Below are 20,142 nucleotides of genomic sequence, written 5' to 3' on the forward strand. Positions count from 1 at the left end.
AGCCTATCGGCCCGCACCGACAACCTCGGCGGGCGGTTCGTCACACCCGGCCCGCCGCCGGTGCCGCGCCGGGCTCGCCGGTGAGCAGCCGCTCCAGCGCGGCCCGGTCCGGCAAGCCCACCGGGCGTACGACCTCGCCGGTGCGCACGTACAAGAACGCGGCCGTGACGGCCTCGGGCGGCACGCCCGCCTGCTCCGCCCAGGCCAGTCGGTACACGGCGAGTTGGAGCGGGTCGGCCGCGCGGGTGCGGCTGGTCTTCCAGTCGACGATCTCGTACGTGGCCTCGTCGCCGTCGCCCGTTCTGTAGACGGCGTCGATCCGGCCCCGTACGACGCGGCCGGCGAGGGTGAACTGGAAGGGCGCCTCCACCCGGTACGGCGTGCGCTGGGCGTAGACGCTGCGCTCGAAGGCCTCCTTCAGGGCCTCAAGGTCCTCCTCGTCGGCGATCTCGGCGTCACTGCCGGGCAGCTCGTCCGGTTCGATCAGGGGCAGGGTCAGCTCCTCGAAGCGGGCCTCGACCCAGGCGTGGAACCGGGTGCCCCGGCGCGCGGCCGGCTGCGGGGGGCGCGGCATCGGGCGGGCGAGTTCCTGCGCGAGCCCGTCGGGGTCCGCGGCGAGCAGCATCAGCTGGGAGGCGGTCAGCGAGGCGGGCAGGGGGACGTCCGTGACGGTCTGCCGGGCGCGCAGCAGCTCGCCGGCGAGCGCGTCCAGGTCGCGGTCCCAGGAGGCGACGGTGCGGGTCTCCTCCGGGGTGAGCCGGGGCTGCGGTGCGGCGGGGCGGGAGGCGTGCGGCGCAGCGGGCGCCTGGTGGGGGACGGTGGGCCGGGCCGTGTCCCAGGTGTCCCAGCCGGTGGAGCCGTCCGCGGCCCCCGCGGGCGCGGCTCCGGGTGCGGCGTCCGGGTCGTACGGCGGCTCGCCGTCGCCGAAGAGGCCCTCGTCACCGAAGGGGTCCTCGTCGTACGGCAGGTCCGCGCCGTGCTCGTCGTACGGGGCGTCCCCGTAGGGGTCGTCGTCCGGGGGCGTGGGCCAGTCCGGGTCGTCGAAGGCGGCGGGGTCGTGGGCGGCCGGCGGACGGCCGGTCTCCTCGGCGGCGAGGGCGTCCAGGTGGGCGAGGACGGTATCGGCGGCCGCGCGGCGGCGGGCCAGCGCGTCCTCGTCCAGCGGGAGCGGCCACGCCTGCTCGGCGGTCGCCGCGTGCAGGGCCGGGTTCTCCTCGCCCTCGGCGGGTTCGTCCGCCCACTGCTCGATCTCGCCGTACCCGGCGGCGCAGTGGTCGTACAGGGTCTGGAGGAAGCCGGACGGGCCGCGCGGCTTCTTCTGGCTGGGGCCCCACCAGTGGCCGGAGCCGAGCAGGAGGGAGCGGGGGCGGGTGAAGGTGACGTAGCCGAGGCGGAGTTCCTCGGTGTGCTGGTGCTCCTTCATGGCCTCGTGGAAGGCCTTCATGCCGCGCGCGTCCCAGCTGCCGACGTCGGGCAGGGTGTCGGTGTCGCCGCGCAGCGCGTGCGGCACCACCTTGGCCTGCGCCGTCCACTTCTCGCGTCCCTGGGCGCTCGGGAACGTGCCCTCGACCAGTCCGGGGACGGCCACGACGTCCCACTCCAGGCCCTTGGACTTGTGGGCGGTGAGCACCTTGACGGTGTTCTCGCCACCGGGCAGGGCGTTGTCGAGGCCCTTCTCGTACTGCGCGGCGGTGCGCAGGAAGCCGAGGAAGGCGAGCAGCGTGGCCTCGCCGTCGCTCGCCGCGAAGGAGGCGGCGATGTCCAGGAAGTTGGACAGTGTCTCGCGGCGGCGGGCGGCCAGGGCGTGCGGTGACGCCGACAGCTCCACTTCCAGGCCGGTGACGGCGAGGACGCGGTGCAGGACGTCCATCAGCGGGTCGGACAGGGAGCGGCGCAGGTCGCGCAGCTCGGTCGCCAGGCGGGCGAAGCGCACGCGCGCGTCCGCGGAGAACGGCAGCCCGTCGTCGTCGCCCTCCGTCGGTGTCTCCAGGAAGGTGTCGAGGGCGTCGGCGAGCGATATCACCTCGGAGGGGTCGACGCCCTCGACGGCCGCGGCGAGCCGGCGGTCGGGGTCGTCGGTGTCGGACACGCGCGCGTGGGCGACCAGCAGCCGGGCCCGGCGGCCGAGCAGGGCGAGGTCGCGGGGGCCGATGCGCCAGCGCGGCCCGGTCAGCAGGCGCACCAGGGAGGCGTTGGCGCCGGGGTCCTGCAGCACCTCGCAGACGGCCACGAGGTCGGCGACCTCCGGCAGGTGCAGCAGCCCGGACAGGCCGACGACCTCCACGGGGATGTCGCGTGCCACGAGGGCGCCCTGGATCTCGGCGAAGTCGGTCGCCGTACGGCACAGGACGGCGATCTCGCCGGGTGCCGTGCCGGTGCGCACGAGGTGGGCGATCGAGTCGGCGAGCCAGTCGATCTCCTCGGCGTGGGTGCGCAGCAGGGCGCAGCGGACCGTGCCGTCGCGTTCGGCGCCGGGGGCCGGGCGCAGGGCCTCCACGCCCGCGTGCAGGGCGCGCAGCGGCTCGGCGAGGCCGTTGGCGAGGTCGAGGAGGCGTCCGCCGCTGCGGCGGTTCTCGCTGAGCGCCTGCCGGGTCGCGGGGCGGCCGCCGGCGCGTGCGAAGTGCGCGGGGAAGTCGTCCAGGTTGGCGACCGAGGCGCCGCGCCAGCCGTAGATGGCCTGGCAGGGGTCGCCGACCGCGGTGACCGGGTGGCCCGTGCCCCCGCCGAACAGGCCCGCCAGCAGCACGCGCTGGGCCACGGAGGTGTCCTGGTACTCGTCCAGGAGCACCACGCGGAACTCCTCGCGCAGCAGTCTGCCCACGTCGGGCACGCGCGCGAGGCGGGCGGACAGGGCGATCTGGTCACCGAAGTCGAGCAGGTCGCGGGCGCGTTTGGCGGCCCGGTAGCGCTGGACGAGGTCGGCGAGTTCGCGGCGCGCTGCGGCCGTCTCGGGGACCTTGCGCAGGTCGGCGTTGGTGAGCTTGGCGCTGTGGAGGGTGTGCAGGAGGTCCGCGTCCCAGGCGCGCAGTTCCTCGGGCTCGACGAGGTGTTCGGCGAGCTCGGAGTCGAGGGCGAGCAGGTCGCTGACGAGGTCCGCGAAGGAGCGGGTCAGGGCGGGGTAGGGGCCGGGGGCCTCGCGCAGCACGCGCGCGGCGAGCTGGTAGCGGGTGGCGTCGGCGAGCAGCCGGGAGGTGGGCTCCAGGCCGATGCGCAGGCCGTGGTCGGTCAGCAGCCGGCCGGCGAAGGCGTGGTACGTGGAGATCACCGGCTCGCCCGGGGGGTTGTCCGGGTCGATCACGTCGGGGTCGGTGACACCGGCCTTGACCAGCGCCGTGCGCACGCGTTCGGCCAGCTCGCCGGCGGCCTTGTTGGTGAAGGTCAGGCCGAGGACCTGCCCTGGGGCGACCTGTCCGGTGCCGACCAGCCAGACCACGCGCGCGGCCATCACGGTGGTCTTGCCCGACCCGGCTCCGGCCACGATCACCTGCGGGGCGGGCGGCGCGGTGATGCAGGCCGTCTGCTCCGGGGTGAACGGGATGCCGAGGAGCTCCTTGAGCTGCTCGGGATCGGTGATACGGGCGGGCATGTCGCAAAAGGCTAGCGGCGGGCACTGACAGCCGGGTACGGATCGGTCGTACGGCGGGGAGGACGCGCAGGTCAGCGGGGGTCGTGCCCTGCGTCACGCCGGCATCCGCGACACCCGGACCCCGGTACGCCGACCGCCGGCGCCGGCGCCGGCTCACTCGACCACGTGCCGCCCCTCGGGCCGGGCGCTGCACGAGGCGCGGAACGCGCAGTGCGTGCAGTGCTGGCCGGTGCTCGGCGCGAACCGCTCGTCGAGGACCTTGCCCGCGGCGGTGGCCAGCAGCTCGCCGACCCACTCGCCGGACAGCGGCTCCTGGGTCTGCGTCTTCGGCAGCCCGTCGCCTCCGTCGCGCTTGGCGGCACCCTGCCGCAGGTGCACCAGTTCGGCGCCGCCCGGTTCGGGCCGCACGCCGTCGAAGGCCTCGTCCACGGCGCCTTCCCGGACGGCGAGCTGGTAGACGGCGAGCTGGGGGTGGCGGGCCACGTCGGCGGCGCTGGGTGCCTGTTTGCCGGTCTTGAAGTCCACGACGTAGGCGCGTCCCTCGCCGTCGGCCTCCACACGGTCCATCTGGCCACGGATGCGGATCTCGTAGTCGCCCGCTCCGAGGGTGACGTCGAAGTCCTGCTCGCTCGCCACGGGGGTGCGGCCGGCGCGGTCCAGGACGTGCCAGTTCAGGAACCGTTCGAGCGCCACGCGCGCGTTGTCCTTCTCCTGCCGCGACTTCCACGGCGCGTCGAAGGCGAGCGCGTTCCACACCGAGTCCAGGCGCTCCATGAGGACGTCGAGGTCGGCCGGGGTACGGCCCGAGGCGACCTCGTCGGCGAGGACGTGGACCACGTTGCCGAAGCCCTGCGCGGTGGTGGCGGGCGCGTCGGCCTTCACCTCGCGGCCGAGGAACCACTGGAGCGCGCAGGTGTTGGCGAGCTGGTCGAGGGCGCTGCCGGAGAGCACGACCGGCTGGTCGCGGTGGCGCAGCGGCACCTTGCTCTCCGTCGGGTCGTACATGCCCCACCAGCGGTAGGGGTGCGCGGACGGCACCAGCGGGCGGCCGTCCTCGTCGGCGAGGGCGGCGAGCCGGGCCAGGCGGCGGGCGGCGGCCTCGCGCAGGGCGGCGGACGCGCGCGGGTCGACGGTGGTGGCGCGCAGCTCGGCGACGAGCGCGGCCACGGACAGCGGGCGGCGCGGGCGGCCGGTGACGTCGCGGGGCTCGACGCCCAGCTCGGTCAGGAACCGGGACGGCTGGTCGCCGTCGTCGGCCGGTGTCTTCACGGCGGTCACGATCAGGCGCTCACGCGCGCGCGTGGCGGCGACGTAGAACAGCCGGCGCTCCTCGGCGAGCAGCGCGCCCGGTGTGAGCGGTTCGGCCAGTCCGTCGCGGCCGATGCGGTCGGCCTCCAGGAGCGAGCCGCGGCGGCGCAGGTCGGGCCACAGCCCCTCCTGGACGCCGGCGACGACGACCACGCGCCACTCCAGGCCCTTGGCGCGGTGGGCGGTCATCAGGCGGACGGCGTCGGGGCGCACGACGCGACGGGCGAGCGTGTCGGCGGCTATGTCCTCGGCTTCGATCTCCTCCAGGAAGTTCAGCGCGCCCCGGCCCCCGACGCGCTCCTCGGCGCGCGCGGCGGTGGCGAACAGCGCGCACACCGCGTCCAGGTCGCGGTCGGCGTTTCGGGCGGCCGCGCCGCCGCGCCGGGCGGCCCGCTCCAGCCGCCCCGGCCAGGGTGTGCCCTCCCACAGGTCCCACAGGGCCTCCTCCGCCGTGCCGCCGCCCGCGAGGCGCTCCCGCGCCTTGCGCAGCAGGGCACCGAGGCGCTGCGCCCCGCGCACGTACGCCGGGTCGTGCACGGCCAGGCGCTCCGGCTCGGCGAGCGCCCGGGCGAGCAGCTCGTCGGACGGCGGCGGCAGCGGGTTCCCGGCCGCGCGCTCCTCCTCGCGCAGCGCGCGCCCGAGCCGGCGCAGATCGGCCGCGTCCATGCCGGCGAGGGGCGAGGTGAGCAGGGTGAGAGCGGTTTCCGTGTCGAGCCAGGAGGCCTCCGGGGGCCGCGCCGTGACGCCATCGGCGCCGGCATCGCCGGACTGCCCGGTGCCGGCCTGCCCGGTGCCGACCTCAGCAACGCCCGCTTCTCCGGCGCCGACATCCACAACGCCGGTATCCCCAGTGCCGGCCTGCCCGACACCCGCCTCCCCGACGCCCGCACCCGCCTCCCCGGCGCCCGGTTCCCCCGTACCCGCCTCCTCCGAGGCGTCCCCGCGCCGTGCGGACTCCGCCGTGGCGACCGCGCGCAGGGCCGTCAGCAGGGGGGCCACCGCCGGCTCGTGCCGCAGGGGCACGTCGTCGCCGTCGATGTCCAGCGGCACGCCGGCCGCGGTCAGAGCACGGCGGAGGGCGGGCAGGCGGGATCCGGCCCGGACCAGGACGGCCATGTCGCTCCAGCGCACACCGTCCTCCAGGTGCGCCCGGCGCAGGATGTCCGCGATGTTGTCCGTTTCCGTACCGGACGTCGGATAGGTATAGACCTCGACGCGGCCCCCGTCCCGTACGGCGGCCGGTTCCCGGTGGGCGCGGACCTTCTCGGCGGGCAACCGGGTCAGCGGCATGCGCTGGGTGACCAGGCGGGTGGCGGCCAGCAGGCCGGCGCCGGAGCGGCGGGAGGTGCGCAGCACCTCGACGGGGGCGGGGCGGCCGTCCGCGCGCGTGAAGGCGGCCGGGAAGTCGAGGATGCCGTTCACGTCGGCGCCACGGAAGGCGTAGATCGACTGGTCCGGGTCACCGAAGGCGACCAGCGTGCGACCACCGCCCGCGAGGGCGTGCAGCAGCCGTACCTGCGCGGGGTCGGTGTCCTGGTACTCGTCGACGTACACGGCGTCGTACCGGGCGGCGAGCCGCGCGGCGGTGTCCGGCTGCCCCGCGAGCAGGACCGCGCGGTGCACCAGTTCGGCGTAGTCGATCACGCCCTGCAGGTCGAGCACGTCCAGGTACTCGGCGAGGAACGCGGCCGCCGCCCGCCAGTCGGGGCGGCCGATACGGCGGGCGAAGGCGTCCAGGGCGTCCGGGCCGAGGCCCAGCTCGCGGCTGCGGGCGAGGACGGCGCGGACCTCGTCGGCGAAGCCGCGCGTGGTCAGGCAGGCGCGCAACTCGTCGGGCCAGCGCACATGCCGCCGGCCGAGGGTCTGCTCCAGCTCGACATGGCCGGCGAGCAGTTCGCGGACGGCGACGTCCTGTTCGGGACCGGAGAGCAGGCGCAGCGGCTCCGCGAACAGACCGCTGTCCTGGTGGGCGCGCACCAGGGCGTAGCAGTACGAGTGGAAGGTGGTCGCCCTGGGCGCGCGGGCGGCGCCCATGCGCAGGGCCATGCGGTCGCGCAGCTCGACGGCGGCCTTGCGGCTGAACGTCAGCACCAGGACGCGCTCGGGGTCCACCCCGCGCGCGATCCGCGCGGCGACGGATTCGACGAGGGTGGTGGTCTTGCCCGTGCCCGGACCGGCGAGGACGAGCAGCGGTCCGAAGCGATGGTCAACCACGGCGCGCTGGGCCGCGTCCAGACGAGGGGGGCCCGCCGCGGCGGGCGGGGTACGGACCAGCCGGTAAGCACCACGGCTCCCCTGCCGTACCTGGTGGTGCGGCAGGCGTCCGGTGGAGGAAGAGGAGCTCACGTGGTTGGCCGGTCCTGGTGGTCGTGCTGATGGGCGGGCGGTCACGCGCGCGAGGCGCAGGCCGCGGGGTGTGCGAGACGGGTGCGGCCGACGCTACGCCGCCGCTGCGGACGGAAGCGGGAGTTCCGCTTCGTCCCTCGCGGCACTCGTGCCACTCCGGTCCCCACTCTCACGAACGTACGTCATGCCACGGATGTCCCCCCTGTCCCCCGTACGGGCCACAGGCTCTCCCCGACGGCCCGCGATGGCGGAAGCTGTCAGGTGTGACCCTCCGCGCCCGCCCCGCCGTCCCACCGGGCCCGCCGCATGTCGAGCCGCGGCAGATGCCCCTCGGCGCTCCTGCCCGCCTCTCTCAGCGGCGTGCCCTCCGCGCGGTAGTGGGCGAGGGCGCGCAGCTCGTGTCCGGGCAGCAGCACCCCGTCGGCGCGGACGACCCGCCACCACGGCACCGCGCCTCCGTAGAGGGACATCACCCGGCCGACCTGGCGCGGCCCCCCGTCCTCGAGCCACTCGGCGACGTCGCCGTACGTCATCACGTGCCCCGGCGGGATCCGCTCGGCGACCTGCAGGACCCGCTCGGCGTACTCCGGCAGCGCGTCCGCGTACCCCTCGTCGGCCGTCCCGGCAGGGCTCTGCTCGTTCATTCGTCCCATCCTGCCGCACTCCACCGACAGCGCGGCGCGGACCTGGGGGACGCCCGTCTCGCTCCCGGACGGCGCTTCGGGCAGACTGTGCGCCCGCGCATCCGCACCCTGACGGCCCCGTGGGTCGGTGGGGCATGCCACCATCGTGCGGGCGGTGACCGGTGATACGAGACCGAGAAGAGACCATGAATCAGCAGGGCGTGCACCCCGAAGGCGCGGCGGGCACCCCTGACGCCGCCGCGCGCCCCGGCGCCGCCGGCGCGGGCGACGGCACACGCCGGGAAGACACCGGTCCGCGCGAGGACGGTCCCACGCGCGCGCGTGGGAACGACGACGACGCCGGTGGCCGCGAGGGCGAGGGCGCACGCGCGCGTACGGACCGCAACGACGACACCGAGGGGACGCACGTCCTGGAGAACACGCCCCCCGGCCACGGTCCGGGCAGCGACGGCGAGCCGCACGCCGGCGAGGTGGAGGGCGACGAACCGCTGCTCCCCGCGCGCGTGCACCGCCCGTCGGACCTCATGCGGCTCCTGGTCGGCGTACTGGCCATCGCGGTGCTGCTCGCGATCGCCGCGTTCGCGCACGGCACCACCTCCGGCCTCGAACAGGACATCAACAAGGGCACCGGACAGGCCCCCGACCTGCTGATCCGGTTCGCGGGGCTCGCGTCCAGCATCGCGATCCTGCTGGTGCCGGTCGCCTTCGCGATCGAGCGGCTGATCAAACGCGACGGGCTGCGCATCGCCGACGGCGTCCTCGCGGCGGTCCTCGCCCACGGAGTCACGCTCGCGACCGACCTGTGGGTCGCGAGAGCCGCCCCGAACTCGATCCAGGAGGCGCTCACCCAGCCCTCCCCGGGCGACCTGCACGCCCTGACCGACCCCGTGCACGGCTATCTGGCCCCCGTCATCGCCTATATGACGGCCGTCGGCATGTCCCGCAGACCCCGATGGCGCTCGGTGCTGTGGATCGTGCTGCTGCTCGATGCGTTCTCGATGCTGGTCACCGGCTACACCACGCCGTTCTCGATCATCCTGACGGTGCTGATCGGCTGGACCGTCGCCTACGGCACGCTGTACGCGGTCGGCTCCCCCAATGTCCGCCCCACCGGGCAGACCCTGATGGCGGGCCTGCGGCACGTCGGCTTCCACCCGGTCGCCGCCGCGCGCGAGGAGAGCGGGGAGAGCGAGAACGGCGATCGCGGACGGCGCTACTTCGTCACCCTGGAGGACGGCCCGCCGCTGGACGTCACGGTCGTGGACCGCGAACAGCAGGCCCAGGGCTTCTTCTACCGGGCGTGGCGCAACCTCACCCTGCGCGGTTTCGCCACCCGCTCCAGCCTCCAGTCGCTGCGGCAGGCGCTGGAACAGGAGGCCCTGCTGGCGTACGCGGCGATCGCGGCCGGCGCCAACGCCCCCAAGCTGATCGCCACCTCAGAACTCGGCCCGGACGCGGTCATGCTCGTCTACGAGCACACCGGCGGGCGCACACTGGACTCGCTGGCCGACGAGGAGATCACCGACGAACTGCTGCGCAAGACCTGGCACCAGGTGCAGGCCCTGCAGTCGCGGCGCATCGCGCACCGCAGGCTCGCGGGTGACGCGATCCTGGTGGATCGTTCCGGCAATGTGATCCTCACCGAGCTGCGCGGCGGCGAGATCGCCGCCGGCGAGCTGCTGCTGCGCATGGACGTGGCCCAGCTGGTCACCACCCTCGGCCTGCGGGCGGGCGCCGAGCGGGCGGTGGCCTCGGCGGTCGGGGTGCTCGGCCCGGACGCGGTCGCCGACTGCCTGCCGCTGCTCCAGCCGATCGCCCTGACGCGCTCCACGCGCGCGACGCTGCGCAGACTGGCGCGGGAGCGCGCCGAACGCGAGCGCGAGGCGGTCCTGGAGGCGTCCCGGCAGTCCAAGCAGGCACGGCTGGAGGAGGCCCGGGCACAGGGCACGGACACCGCTGAGAAAACCGACAAGAAGGCCGTACGCGCGCAGGAGCGGGCCGAGAAGCGGGCCATCGACGAGGCCGTCGAGGAGGCGCGCGAGGAGGATCTGCTCAGCCAGATCCGCCATGAGGTGCTGCGGATCAGGCCGCAGGCACCGGTGGAGCCGGCCCGGCTGGAGCGGGTCAGGCCGCGCACCCTGATCAGTCTCATCGCCGGTGCCATCGGCGCGTACTTCCTGCTGACGCAGCTCACGCACATCGAGTTCGGCCCGCTGGTGGCCAACGCCCAGTGGGGCTGGGTGGTCGCCGCCGTGCTGTTCTCGGTGCTCAGCTATGTGGCGGCGGCGATGCAGCTGCTCGGCTTCGTGCCGGAGCGGGTGCCGTTCCTGCGGGCCGTGGCGGCCCAGGTGGCCGGCTCCTTCGTGAAGATCGTGGCCCCGGCGGCGGTCGGCGGGGTGGCCCTCAACACCCGGTATCTCCAGCGCGCCGGAGTCCGGCCGGGGCTGGCGGTGGCGAGCGTGGGCGCGTCGCAGCTGGCGGGGCTCGGCGCCCACATCCTGATGCTGCTGTCCTTCGGCTACCTCACCGGCACCGAGAAGACGCCGTCCCTGTCGCCCTCCCGGACGGTCATCGCGGGTCTGCTGACGGTCGCGGTGCTGGTGCTCGTGGTGACATCGGTGCCGTTCCTGCGCAAATTCGTCGTCACGCGTGTGAGGTCGCTGTTCGCGGGCGTCGTGCCGCGCATGCTCGACGTGCTCCAGCGGCCGCAGAAGCTGATCACGGGCATCGGCGGCATCCTGCTGCTGACGTTCTGCTTCGTGATGTGCCTGGACGCCTCCATCCGGGCGTTCGGCGACGGTACGGCCTCGCTCAGCATCGCCAGCGTCGCAGTGGTCTTCCTCGCCGGCAACGCGCTCGGCTCAGCGGCGCCCACCCCGGGCGGTGTGGGCGCGGTGGAGGCGACCCTGACGGTCGGCCTGATCGCCGTGGGACTGCCCAAGGAGGTCGCCGCCCCGGCCGTCCTGCTGTACCGCCTGCTCACGCTGTGGCTCCCGGTCCTGCCGGGCTGGCTGGCGTTCAACCACCTGAGCCGCAAGGGCGCCCTGTAGGGACCGCGGGCGCGGGTACCTCGTACGGCCCGTGCCCCGCGCGCGGTGCCGGGCCCGCCGCCAGGATGGGGGCATGGCGAACCCCTTCCGGCTGCGCGCCGCCGCCCTGACCACCGCCGCCGTGCTGCTGCCCACGCTGCTGGCCGGCTGCGGCGGCGACGACGCCAAGGACGGCAATCTCACGGCGCAGCGGCTGGACTGGAAGGACTGCCCGGCGCCGTCCGAGGCCGAGGGCGGCGGCAGCGCACCCTCCCCGCTGCCGGGCGGCGGCACATGGCAGTGCGCCACCATGAGGGCGCCGCTGGACTGGAGCAGGCCGAAGGGCGACACGATCGGCATCGCCCTGATCCGCGCCAGAGCCAGCGGGCCCGCGAGCGAGCGCATCGGTTCGCTCGTGTTCAACTTCGGCGGGCCGGGCGGCAGCGGCGTCAGCTCGCTGCCCTCGTTCAGCTCCGACTACGAGACCCTGCGCACCCGTTACGACCTGGTCAGCTTCGACCCGCGCGGGGTCGGCCGCAGCGCGCCGGTGACCTGTGAGAGCGACGCCCAGCTGGACGTGTACTTCCAGCAGGACGCGACGCCCGACACCAGCGCCGAGCGCGCCCAGCTGCTCGACCGCACCAAGCAGTTCAACGCGGCCTGTGAGCAGAACTCCGAGAGCATCCTGCCGCATGTGGCGACCACGGACGCGGCCCGCGACATGGACCTGATGCGCCAGGTCCTGGGCGACGCCAAGCTGCACTACTTCGGCATCTCCTACGGCACCCAACTCGGCGGCGTGTACGCGCACCTGTTCCCCGGGAACGTCGGCCGGGCCGTGCTCGACGGCGTCGTCGACCCCACCCAGAACCCCGAGGAGAGCGCGCTCGGACAGGCCAGGGGCTTCCAGCTCGCGCTCGACAACTTCGCGGAGGACTGTACGTCGAAGACCACCGACTGCCCGATCGGCGACACCCCGGACGATGTGAAGAACCGGATCGCGAAACTGCTGAGAGACCTGGACAAGACGCCGATCCCGGGCATCCCGCCCCGCCGGCTCACCCAGACCGAGGCGACCAACGGCATCGCGGAGTCCCTGTACTCCAAGGACTTCTGGGAGTACCTGACCGAGGGGCTGGAGGACGCCTACATGGGCGACGGCAGGATCCTCATGCTGCTGTCCGACTCGATGAACGGACGCAGCGAGAACGGCCAGTACAGCAACATCACCGCGGCCAACATCGCGATCAACTGCGCCGACGCGAAGCCGCGGTACACCGTGGACGACATCCAGCGGAAGCTGCCCGAATTCCGGGCCGCCTCCCCGCTGTTCGGGGACTACCTGGCCTGGGGCCTGATCAGCTGCACCGGCTGGGCCGTGCCCGGCGCCGCCGACCATCCCGACGTCAGCGCGCCCGGGTCGGCGCCCATCCTCGTCGTGGGCAACACCGGCGACCCGGCCACCCCGTACGAGGGCGCGAAGAAGATGGCGGACGCGCTCGGCAGGGACGTCGCGGTGGAGCTGACGTACAAGGGCCAGGGCCACGGTGCGTACGACAGCAAGGACAGGTGCGTCCAGAGCACGGTGAACAGTTACCTGCTGGACGGGAAGGTGCCGAACACCGGCGCGGTCTGCTCCTGACGCGCGCGGCATCGGCGGGCCGGCCTTCTTGCCCCGGCCACGCTTCCTCCGGCAGTCGTTGTCAGGACCGGGCGTTGACCTCGCCTGGGACAATGCACCCATGAATGACGCCTCTGGACCGCAGACCTTCGCTTCGCCGCTCAAGCCCGTCGACCTGCGCACCATCGCGCCTGAACGTGAGGCCTTGGCCGGGTGGCTCGACTACCAACGCGCCGAACTGCTGAGGAGGCTCGACGGGTTGACCGAGGAACAGGCAGCCCGGCGTGTCGTTCCGTCCCTCACCACCCTGCACGGATTGGTGCGACACCTCACCAAGGTCGAGTTCGTCTGGTTTGTCAACGTCATCGAGCAGAGCGAGGAACCCGCGCCCTTCGGCTGGCCGGAGCGCAGGGACGGTGACTTCCTGTTGGACGACGGCGCGACACTGCCTGAGGACGTCGCGCGCTACGTGGCCGCCTGCGAGCGCAGCCGCGAGATCTTCGCCAGGGTTTCACTGGATGATGTTTGCACGCACCACCGATTCGGGGATCTCGACGTGCGTTGCATCATGATGCACGTGATCAGGGAATACGCCCAACACAACGGCCACGCGGACGTCATCCGCGAGCTCATAGACGGCAGTACGCAGAGCTGAGTCCCCTGGGCCTTGTCGGGAATCCTGGTGAGCTGGGTCTCTTGTGGGTCAGCTCGGCGCAGTGGCGCGGAGCCAACCGGCGAGCGCGGCGAGGCCGGCGTCCACGAGGCCTTTGGTCGGGTCGACGCGATGAAGGAGTGACGGCCCAGGATGTCGGCGACCCAGACGCGGTCGATGGCGCTGATCTCGTCGTCGACCCGGATGAAGGACCGGCGGTTGGCCCAGTCGACGAGGTGGCGGGTCTTCCGGTGCAGGCCGCGCGGGCCGCCGTCGGCACAGGCGTCCGGCCACTTCACGACAGGCAGTCTTGGTAGTCCGAGGCGTGGGGCGGCGGCCTCGTTCGCATCCCCCAGGTCGAGGCCCATGCGAGCTGACAGCCCAGAGCCATGAGGCCCGGCCCCAGGCCGGGGTCAAGCCGTTCGAGCAGTGGGTTCCCCTGGTCGAGGGACGTCTCAGAGCGGGAGGCACAAAGCCCACGGCGTCTGAGCTGGTCAGAGCCGTGGGCTTCGTCAGTCTCGCCGGTCGGCCGGAGCGGTGATCAGTAGACCGGCTTGTGCGGTTCGATCTGGTTGACCCAGCCGATGACGCCGCCGCCCACATGGACGGCGTCGGCGAAGCCCGCGGACTTCAGCACGGCGAGGACTTCCGCACTGCGGACACCCGTCTTGCAATGCAGGACGATCTTCTTGTCCTGTGGGAGTCCCTCCAGGGCGGTGCCCATGAGGAACTCGTTCTTCGGGATGAGCCTGGCGCCCGGGATGGAGACGATCTCGTACTCGTTCGGCTCGCGGACGTCGATGATCTCGATGTTCTCGCCGTCGTCGATCCACTCCTTGAGCTGCTTCGGAGTGATCGTGGAGTCGGCGGCCGCCGCCTGGGCCTCCTCGGACACGACGCCGCAGAAGGCCTCGTAGTCGATCAGCTCGGTGACGGTCGGGTTCTCGCCGCAGACCGCGCAGTTCGGGTCCTTGCGGACCTTGACCTGGCGGTACGTCATCTCAAGGGCGTCGTAGATCATCAGTCGGCCGACCAGCGGCTCGCCGATGCCCGCGAGGAGCTTGATGGCCTCGTTGACCTGGATGGAGCCGATGGACGCGCACAGCACGCCCAGGACGCCGCCCTCGGCGCAGGAGGGGACCATGCCCGGGGGCGGGGGCTCCGGGTACAGGCAGCGGTAGCAGGGGCCGTGCTCGGACCAGAAGACGGAGGCCTGGCCGTCGAAGCGGTAGATCGAGCCCCACACGTACGGCTTGTTCAGCAGCACGCAGGCGTCGTTGACCAGGTAGCGGGTCGCGAAGTTGTCCGTGCCGTCGATGATCAGGTCGTACTGGCTGAAGATGTCCATCACGTTGTCGGCTTCGAGCCGCTCCTCGTGAAGGACCACGTTCACGTACGGGTTGATGCCCTTGACGGTGTCGCGGGCGGACTCGGCCTTGGAACGGCCGATGTCGGACTGGCTGTGGATGATCTGGCGCTGGAGGTTCGACTCGTCGACCTCGTCGAACTCCACGATGCCGAGCGTGCCCACGCCCGCGGCGGCCAGGTACATCAGCGCGGGCGAGCCCAGGCCGCCGGCACCGACACAGAGCACCTTGGCGTTCTTCAGCCGCTTCTGCCCGTCCATGCCCACGTCGGGGATGATCAGGTGGCGGGAGTACCGGCGGACCTCGTCTACGGTGAGCTCAGGAGCTGGCTCGACCAGGGGTGGCAGCGACACGGGGACTCCGTTGGTCGGTCAAACAGTACGGTTGTTCTCCCCGTAACACTGCCACGGCCTTTTTCATTCCGAGACACCTGTCCCGATAAGCGAGACGATGTCGTCCCAGTAGCCGGGCATCGTCCCCCACGGGTCGGTGCGGCCACCGCGGTCCGTGCGGTCGGTGAAGTAGATCGTCGCGGCTCCCTGCCAGCGGGCGATGCGCAGGGCCTCGTCCAGGTGGCCGCGGGGCACGCCGTGCACGAAGTGGCAGAAGCGGTCCGGCGGGTAGTCGGCGGTCCACTCGGCGGCCTGCGACCAGCGGTAGTCGGACCAGGGCCCGGAGAAGGTCACCAGCTGGTCGGCGCTCTCCGCGTAGCCGGGGTACGGATGGCGGCCGTGGCCGAGTACGACATGGGCGGCGTCACTGATCGCCCGCAGCGTGGTGACCGCCCGGCGGACCTCGGGGAGCGCCGCGCGTTCGGTGGGGCAGCGAGCCAGCAGGAAGCCGTCGACGCGGTACCAGTCGAGGTGGCGGTGCGCGTCGCCGAGCAGGTCGGCGAACGAGCGGGCGCCGTACGTGACGTCCAGGTGGCCGAGGACCCGCGCACCGGCGCCGCGGAGCAGGTCCGCGGCCTCCAGGCAGTGCGGGTCGGGGCGGGTGCCCGGCCCCGACGACACGTTGAGGACCACCCAGTCCAGCGGGACGCCCGGGCGGGCGAGTCCGGCCCACTGGGCGGGCGCGACGAGCGGGTGGGCGAAGCCCGGGACGCCGAGGGCGGTGCGCAGGCCCGTGCTCGTCGCGCCCGCCGCGGTGCTGGTCAGATGCGGCATGCCGCCTCCATCCAGATGTCGGCCAGGGATTCTTCGAGGTTGATGCGGGGCCGCCAGCCGAGCCGGTCCCGGGCGGTGCGTACATCGGCCTGCTGCCAGCTGCCGCAGCCGTCCGGGTACGGGTACGCGACCGGTGCGGCGTGGTCGGCGTCGGCCCGCGGGTGGCCGATGGGGGCGCGGGGCGGGCCGGGCGGGGCGTCGAGTTCGTGCAGGGTGCCGCCGTACCCGGCGACCCGGGCGAGGACGGCGGCGGCGTCGCGGAGCCGGACGGCGCGGCCGGAGCCGATGTTGATGACGCCCTGCGCGGCGGAGAGCGAGGCGGCGTGCACGGCGCGCGCGACGTCGCGGACGTCGATGAAGTCGCGCTGGGCGCCGAGCCCGCCGAGCTTGAGTTCACCGTCCCCGGCCTGCATGGCGCGGCGCATGGCCTCGGCGAGGCGGCCCAGCGGGGAGCCTGCCGGCGTTCCGGGGCCGGCCGGGGAGAAGACGCGCAGTACGACGGCGTCCAGGCCCGAGCCGAGGACCAGTTCGGTCGCGGCGAGCTTGCTGACGCCGTACGGGCCGCCGGGGCGGGGCACGGCGTCCTCGGCCGTGGAGGAGCCGGGCTGGCTCGGACCGTACTCCGAGCCGCAGCCGATCTGTACCAGCCGGGCTCCGCACCCGCTGCGGCGCAGGGCCTCGCAGACGGTGGCGACCGCGATGGTGTTGTGCCGGGTGAGTTCCCGGGCGCCGCCGCGGGTGGCGCCCGCGCAGTTGACGACGACCCCGGGGTGGACCGCGTCGAGGAAGCGGGTGAGCGCGCCCGGGCTGCCGGTGGCGAGGTCGAAGCGGACGTCGGCGTCGTCGCCGCGGCCGAGCGCGGTGAGCTGGACGGCCGGGTCGGCGAGCAGGCGGTCGGCGACGAAGCGGCCGATGTACCCGTTTGCTCCGATCAGCAGAACCCTCATCGGGCGCCTCCCGGGGTGTGCGCGGCGGCGGGACCGGCCGCGGCGAGGGCACCGGTCGCCGCGGGCGCTCCGGCGGTTCCGGGGGCTCCGGACGCTCCGGGTCGGGAGGTGGTCATCTGGTGTTCTCCTTCGAAGGGGTGACGCGGGTGCCCGCGGCGGTGGGGCGGTGTCGGAAGGTTCACTCGGGAGCTCACTCGCAGGCTCCCGCGGGCGCGTGGGCCGAGGCCCGGGTGAGCGTGCGGCCGGCGTGGCACAGCAGGGCCAGGGCCGCGGCGCCGCAGGCGAGGGCCGGTACGGCGGCCGGGCCGCAGGCGCTGACGAGGGCCCGCACGGGGGTCGCCAGGAAGGCGCAGCCGGGCAGCCGGCCGGCCAGCGGCAGGGCGAGGGCCGCCGCCTCGGTCGTGGCGGCGGCGCCCAGCGCGAGCGCCGGCGCACGCCGGTGGCGGTGTACGGCCAGCAGGCGCGCGAGCAGGAGCAGGGCGCCCAGGGTGAGGGCCTGGGCGTAGGCCGCGGGTTCGCGCAGGACCGCGCCGCAGAGCAGGAGCAGGCCGGTGAGCGCGCCCAGGAAGAGGGTGAGCGTGCCGAACAGCAGTGGCCTGGCGGCGGACGTGAAGTCCGCGAGGCCACGGCTGCCTGCCAGCCTGCGGCGGGCGCCCGTGCTGAGCAGATGGGCGCTCCAGGCCGCCGGAGCGCACGCCAGCGCGAGGGCCAGGGCGGGCGCCAGGGCCGTGGGCCAGGGGCCGTCCGGGGCGCCGGTCGGCGGGGCGTCGGGGCCGCCGGTCAGGACGCAGTCGAGCAGGCCGTCGCCGAGGAGGGCGTACCCGAGCAGCCAGAGGGTCCACGCGCGCGTGCCGCCCGCCGGGTGCCGCGCGGAGCCGCCGGGCGGTCCCGCGAGGGGGCCGCGGCGCAGCACCGCGCGCGTGGCGAGGCAGAGGGCGAGGAGACCGGCCAGGGCGACGAGGAGGCGGAGGTGGCCGTGGGTGAGGCGCAGCCCGGCCACGGTGGCCGCGCCGAGCGCGCCGGGCAGCGGGGTGAGCAGGACCCAGTCGGCGCGGACGCGCGGGACGGGCAGGGCCCCGGACCCGGTCCCCGCCTCACCGCCGTCGCGCGGCACGCGCGCGTACAACTCCTCGGCCAGGGAGAAGACGTCCCGGTGCCGGAAGCGGGCGGCGCCGCGGTCGGTGATGCCGTGCGCCTCCAGCCCGGCGGCGATCTCCAGCGGATCCACCGCCCGCTCGCACAGCTCGCGGTGCCGGTGCAGCAGCGCCTTCACGGGGTCACCGGCGCCGCGCCGGGTCGCGGTGCGCACGGCCGAGCCCGCGACACCCGCGGTGGGCGCCGGTGCGGGCACGTCTGTTCCGGCGGACGGCGGGGACGCGCCCGCGGAAGGCGCCGGCAGGGGCGAGCCGGATCCGGCAGACGGCGCGGGTGCGTTCCCGGCGACCGACCGCTCGGGCCCGCTGCCGGAGACGGCGGGTACGGGCACGCCGGGAGCGCTCCAGCCCGCCACCGGCGCGGAACCTGCGGAACCGGCCACTGCAGCCTCCGCCGCCCCCACCGGCCCCCTTCCGCCGGGTGCGCTCCCCGCTGCCGCTGTGGGGGGCCACTGCCCCGACCACGCGTCCCACGGTTCCGCTCCGCTCGGCCTGCAGGGCAGGTCGGCCCCGCCGGGCCTGGCCCCCTCGGCGCAGCCGTCGTCCTGTACGTCGGTCACGTCGCTCACACCCCCTCCGCGGCCGCCAGTGCTGTCGCGCGGACCGGCGCGGTCGTGGCCCAGCCCGGGGCGGTCCGGGGCAGGGCGCGGGCCGTGGGGCCGGTCCAGCGGCCGGGGACGTGGGACTCGGCCGGGGCGGCGAACGGCAGGGGCTCACCGGCCTCGTCGAGGACGACCCGGCGCACCGGGCAGTGCGAGACGATCTGCAGGTAAATGCCGTGAAATGCCGCGATGTTCTGCTCGACGGTGAACAGCTCCAGCGCGCGGGCGCGCGCGGCGGCACCCAGGCGCGCGCGGCGCTCGGGGTCGCGCAGCAGCGCCAGGCACGCCTCGGCGAGCGCCCGTGGATTGCGCGCGGGCACGACCAGGCCCGTACCGCCGATGACCTCGACCACCGCGCCGGCGTCCGTGGACACCGTGGCCCGGCCGCAGAGCATGGCCTCGACGAGGCTGATCGGGAAGCCCTCGACGACGCTGGACAGCACGACGACCGCGCCGGCGGCGTACGCGTCGGGCAGCGTCGGCGCCTCGGGGCCGCCGATCTCCTCGAAGGAGACCGGGTTGTCGCCGACGGTGTGCACGCCCTCCGCCTCGTCGGGGAAGAGCTGGGCGGCGAGCGCCCGGCAGTGGCCGAGATAGGCCGCGCCCTCGGCCCCGGCGGGCGCGCCGACGATCCTCAGGCGCGCGCGGGGCTCCTCCTTGCGCACGTCGGCGAAGGCGTGCAGCAGCCCGATCAGGTCCTTGGCGGGTTCCACGCGTCCGACCCAGACCAGGGTGCGGGGGTCGGCCCGGTCCGGTGACTCGCCGGCCTCCGTGAAGCGGGTGGCGTCCATGCCCGGGTAGACCGTGCGGATCCTGGCCCGGTCGGCACCGCACCGTTCCTGCCAGCGGCGCGCGTGGGCGTTGCCGGGGGTGAGGATCTCGGCGCGCCGGTACACCTCGGCGGCGAGCCGGCCGTGGAAGGCGCCGAGCAGCGCGCGTACGGCGGGGGCGGCGGTGTCGGGGCCGAGGGCAAGGTAGTGCGAGCGGAGCTGCACGCCGTACTCGGTGACGAGCAGCGGGACACCGGCGAAGTGCCGGGCGAGCAGGCCGGGCAGGGCGGCGGTGCCGCCGGCGGTGGCGTGGCAGAGGTCGGCCGCGCCGAGCCCGTCGTCGCCGTACCAGTCGAGGGAGAGGGGACGCAGGGCGCGTTCGAGCTGCGCGGTGACGGTGAGCAGATCGGGGACGCGCGCCTCGCGCGCCGTGCGCAGCGCTCCAGGAGCGTGGCAGGCGCGCTCCAGGGCGCGTACGGCGGTGTCCGAGCTCAGGGCGCCGACCAGGCCGCCGTGCTCGCGGGCGAGTTCGGCGAGCCCGTACAGCGCACTGCCGAAACGGTCCGCCAGATCGGCCGCCCCCTCCCCGGACCGGCTCCCGTCGCCGTCCGACGCGCCCGCGCGGGCGCCGTCCGCCCCTGGGGCGGCTCCGGCGCACACGGCCCCGACCAGTTCCCCGTAGCACTCGGCGAAGCGCCGGCGCGCGCGCCGGCCGTAGCCGACCCCGCCCTCCTCGGCCGTCCACAGCGGCGCCGTACGCACCCGGCTCACCTGCGGCGGGAGCGGGACCCAGCCCTCGTCCTCCTGCCGTCGGCCGCGGCTGAGCGCGTAGAGGTCGAACTCGTGCTGTGCGAGCCCGCGCACGAGCCGGTCGCACCAGAGCCCGGCGTCACCGCTCACATACGGATAGCCACCCTCCGTAAGCAGTCCGATGCGCACGTGTGCACCCC

11 protein-coding genes and 1 pseudogene are annotated in these 20,142 nt (G+C 74.3%); 3 read left to right on the forward strand and 9 right to left on the reverse strand.

The annotated features are described in order from the left end of the window. Positions 1–40 precede the first annotated feature (40 nt). The 3 genes from ACZ60X_RS14755 to ACZ60X_RS14765 form a co-directional block, all read right to left on the reverse strand. Positions 41–3,586 carry a UvrD-helicase domain-containing protein gene (locus ACZ60X_RS14755; protein ID WP_469597954.1) on the reverse strand — a complete coding sequence of 1,182 codons (3,546 nt, stop codon included), beginning with the start codon at positions 3,584–3,586 and terminating at the stop codon, positions 41–43. Positions 3,587–3,739: 153 nt separating this feature from the next. Further along, complete coding sequence (locus ACZ60X_RS14760; RefSeq protein ID WP_469597956.1) at positions 3,740–7,240, reverse strand: ATP-dependent helicase; 3,501 nt, start codon at positions 7,238–7,240, stop codon at positions 3,740–3,742. A gap of 257 nt (positions 7,241–7,497) precedes the next feature. Further along, positions 7,498–7,884, reverse strand: a complete 387-nt coding sequence (locus tag ACZ60X_RS14765; protein ID WP_469597958.1) for an MGMT family protein — start codon at positions 7,882–7,884, stop codon at positions 7,498–7,500. 185 nt (positions 7,885–8,069) lie between these two features. Between ACZ60X_RS14765 and ACZ60X_RS14770 the strand changes: the two genes are divergently transcribed. From ACZ60X_RS14770 to ACZ60X_RS14780, 3 genes are all read left to right on the forward strand, one after another. Continuing rightward, positions 8,070–10,934 carry a lysylphosphatidylglycerol synthase transmembrane domain-containing protein gene (locus tag ACZ60X_RS14770; protein WP_469597961.1) on the forward strand — a complete coding sequence of 955 codons (2,865 nt, stop codon included), beginning with the start codon at positions 8,070–8,072 and terminating at the stop codon, positions 10,932–10,934. A 73-nt stretch (positions 10,935–11,007) separates the two neighbouring features. After that, positions 11,008–12,555 carry an alpha/beta hydrolase gene (locus tag ACZ60X_RS14775; protein WP_469597963.1) on the forward strand — a complete coding sequence of 516 codons (1,548 nt, stop codon included), beginning with the start codon at positions 11,008–11,010 and terminating at the stop codon, positions 12,553–12,555. Between the two features lie 100 nt (positions 12,556–12,655). Beyond that, positions 12,656–13,189, forward strand: coding sequence for a DinB family protein (locus tag ACZ60X_RS14780; protein WP_469597965.1), 534 nt, complete (start codon positions 12,656–12,658; stop codon positions 13,187–13,189). 48 nt (positions 13,190–13,237) lie between these two features. Here ACZ60X_RS14780 and ACZ60X_RS14785 read toward each other — a convergent pair. The 6 genes and pseudogenes from ACZ60X_RS14785 to ACZ60X_RS14810 form a co-directional block, all read right to left on the reverse strand. Next, a pseudogene (locus ACZ60X_RS14785) lies at positions 13,238–13,631 on the reverse strand (hypothetical protein); the annotation flags it as partial. Between the two features lie 96 nt (positions 13,632–13,727). Continuing rightward, complete coding sequence (moeZ, locus tag ACZ60X_RS14790; RefSeq protein ID WP_469597967.1) at positions 13,728–14,906, reverse strand: adenylyltransferase/sulfurtransferase MoeZ; 1,179 nt, start codon at positions 14,904–14,906, stop codon at positions 13,728–13,730. Between the two features lie 63 nt (positions 14,907–14,969). Beyond that, complete coding sequence (locus ACZ60X_RS14795) at positions 14,970–15,719, reverse strand: spherulation-specific family 4 protein (RefSeq protein WP_469597969.1); 750 nt, start codon at positions 15,717–15,719, stop codon at positions 14,970–14,972. Beyond that, positions 15,707–16,666 carry an NAD-dependent epimerase/dehydratase family protein gene (locus ACZ60X_RS14800; RefSeq protein ID WP_469597972.1) on the reverse strand — a complete coding sequence of 320 codons (960 nt, stop codon included), beginning with the start codon at positions 16,664–16,666 and terminating at the stop codon, positions 15,707–15,709. Before ACZ60X_RS14800 ends, ACZ60X_RS14795 begins: the two co-directional genes overlap by 13 nt. A 190-nt stretch (positions 16,667–16,856) precedes the next feature. After that, positions 16,857–18,323: a DNA polymerase III subunit gamma/tau domain-containing protein gene (locus ACZ60X_RS14805; RefSeq protein ID WP_469598425.1), complete on the reverse strand. Its 1,467-nt coding sequence runs from the start codon at positions 18,321–18,323 to the stop codon at positions 16,857–16,859. Between the two features lie 62 nt (positions 18,324–18,385). Then, on the reverse strand, positions 18,386–20,131 hold the full coding sequence (locus ACZ60X_RS14810) for a DUF3492 domain-containing protein (protein WP_469597974.1): 1,746 nt from the start codon (positions 20,129–20,131) through the stop codon (positions 18,386–18,388). Positions 20,132–20,142: the final 11 nt, after the last annotated feature.

This window comes from Streptomyces sp. NPDC104106 (assembly GCF_055584345.1).

Excerpts from the sequence above, each read along its gene's own strand:
- ACZ60X_RS14795 (WP_469597969.1), bottom strand. The coding sequence starts at position 15,719 with ATGCCGCATCTGACCAGCACCGCGGCGGGCGCGACGAGCACGGGCCTG.
- ACZ60X_RS14755 (WP_469597954.1), bottom strand. The coding sequence starts at position 3,586 with ATGCCCGCCCGTATCACCGATCCCGAGCAGCTCAAGGAGCTCCTCGGC.
- ACZ60X_RS14800 (WP_469597972.1), bottom strand. The coding sequence starts at position 16,666 with ATGAGGGTTCTGCTGATCGGAGCAAACGGGTACATCGGCCGCTTCGTC.
- ACZ60X_RS14765 (WP_469597958.1), bottom strand. The coding sequence starts at position 7,884 with ATGAACGAGCAGAGCCCTGCCGGGACGGCCGACGAGGGGTACGCGGAC.
- ACZ60X_RS14770 (WP_469597961.1), top strand. The coding sequence starts at position 8,070 with ATGAATCAGCAGGGCGTGCACCCCGAAGGCGCGGCGGGCACCCCTGAC.
- ACZ60X_RS14780 (WP_469597965.1), top strand. The coding sequence starts at position 12,656 with ATGAATGACGCCTCTGGACCGCAGACCTTCGCTTCGCCGCTCAAGCCC.
- ACZ60X_RS14775 (WP_469597963.1), top strand. The coding sequence starts at position 11,008 with ATGGCGAACCCCTTCCGGCTGCGCGCCGCCGCCCTGACCACCGCCGCC.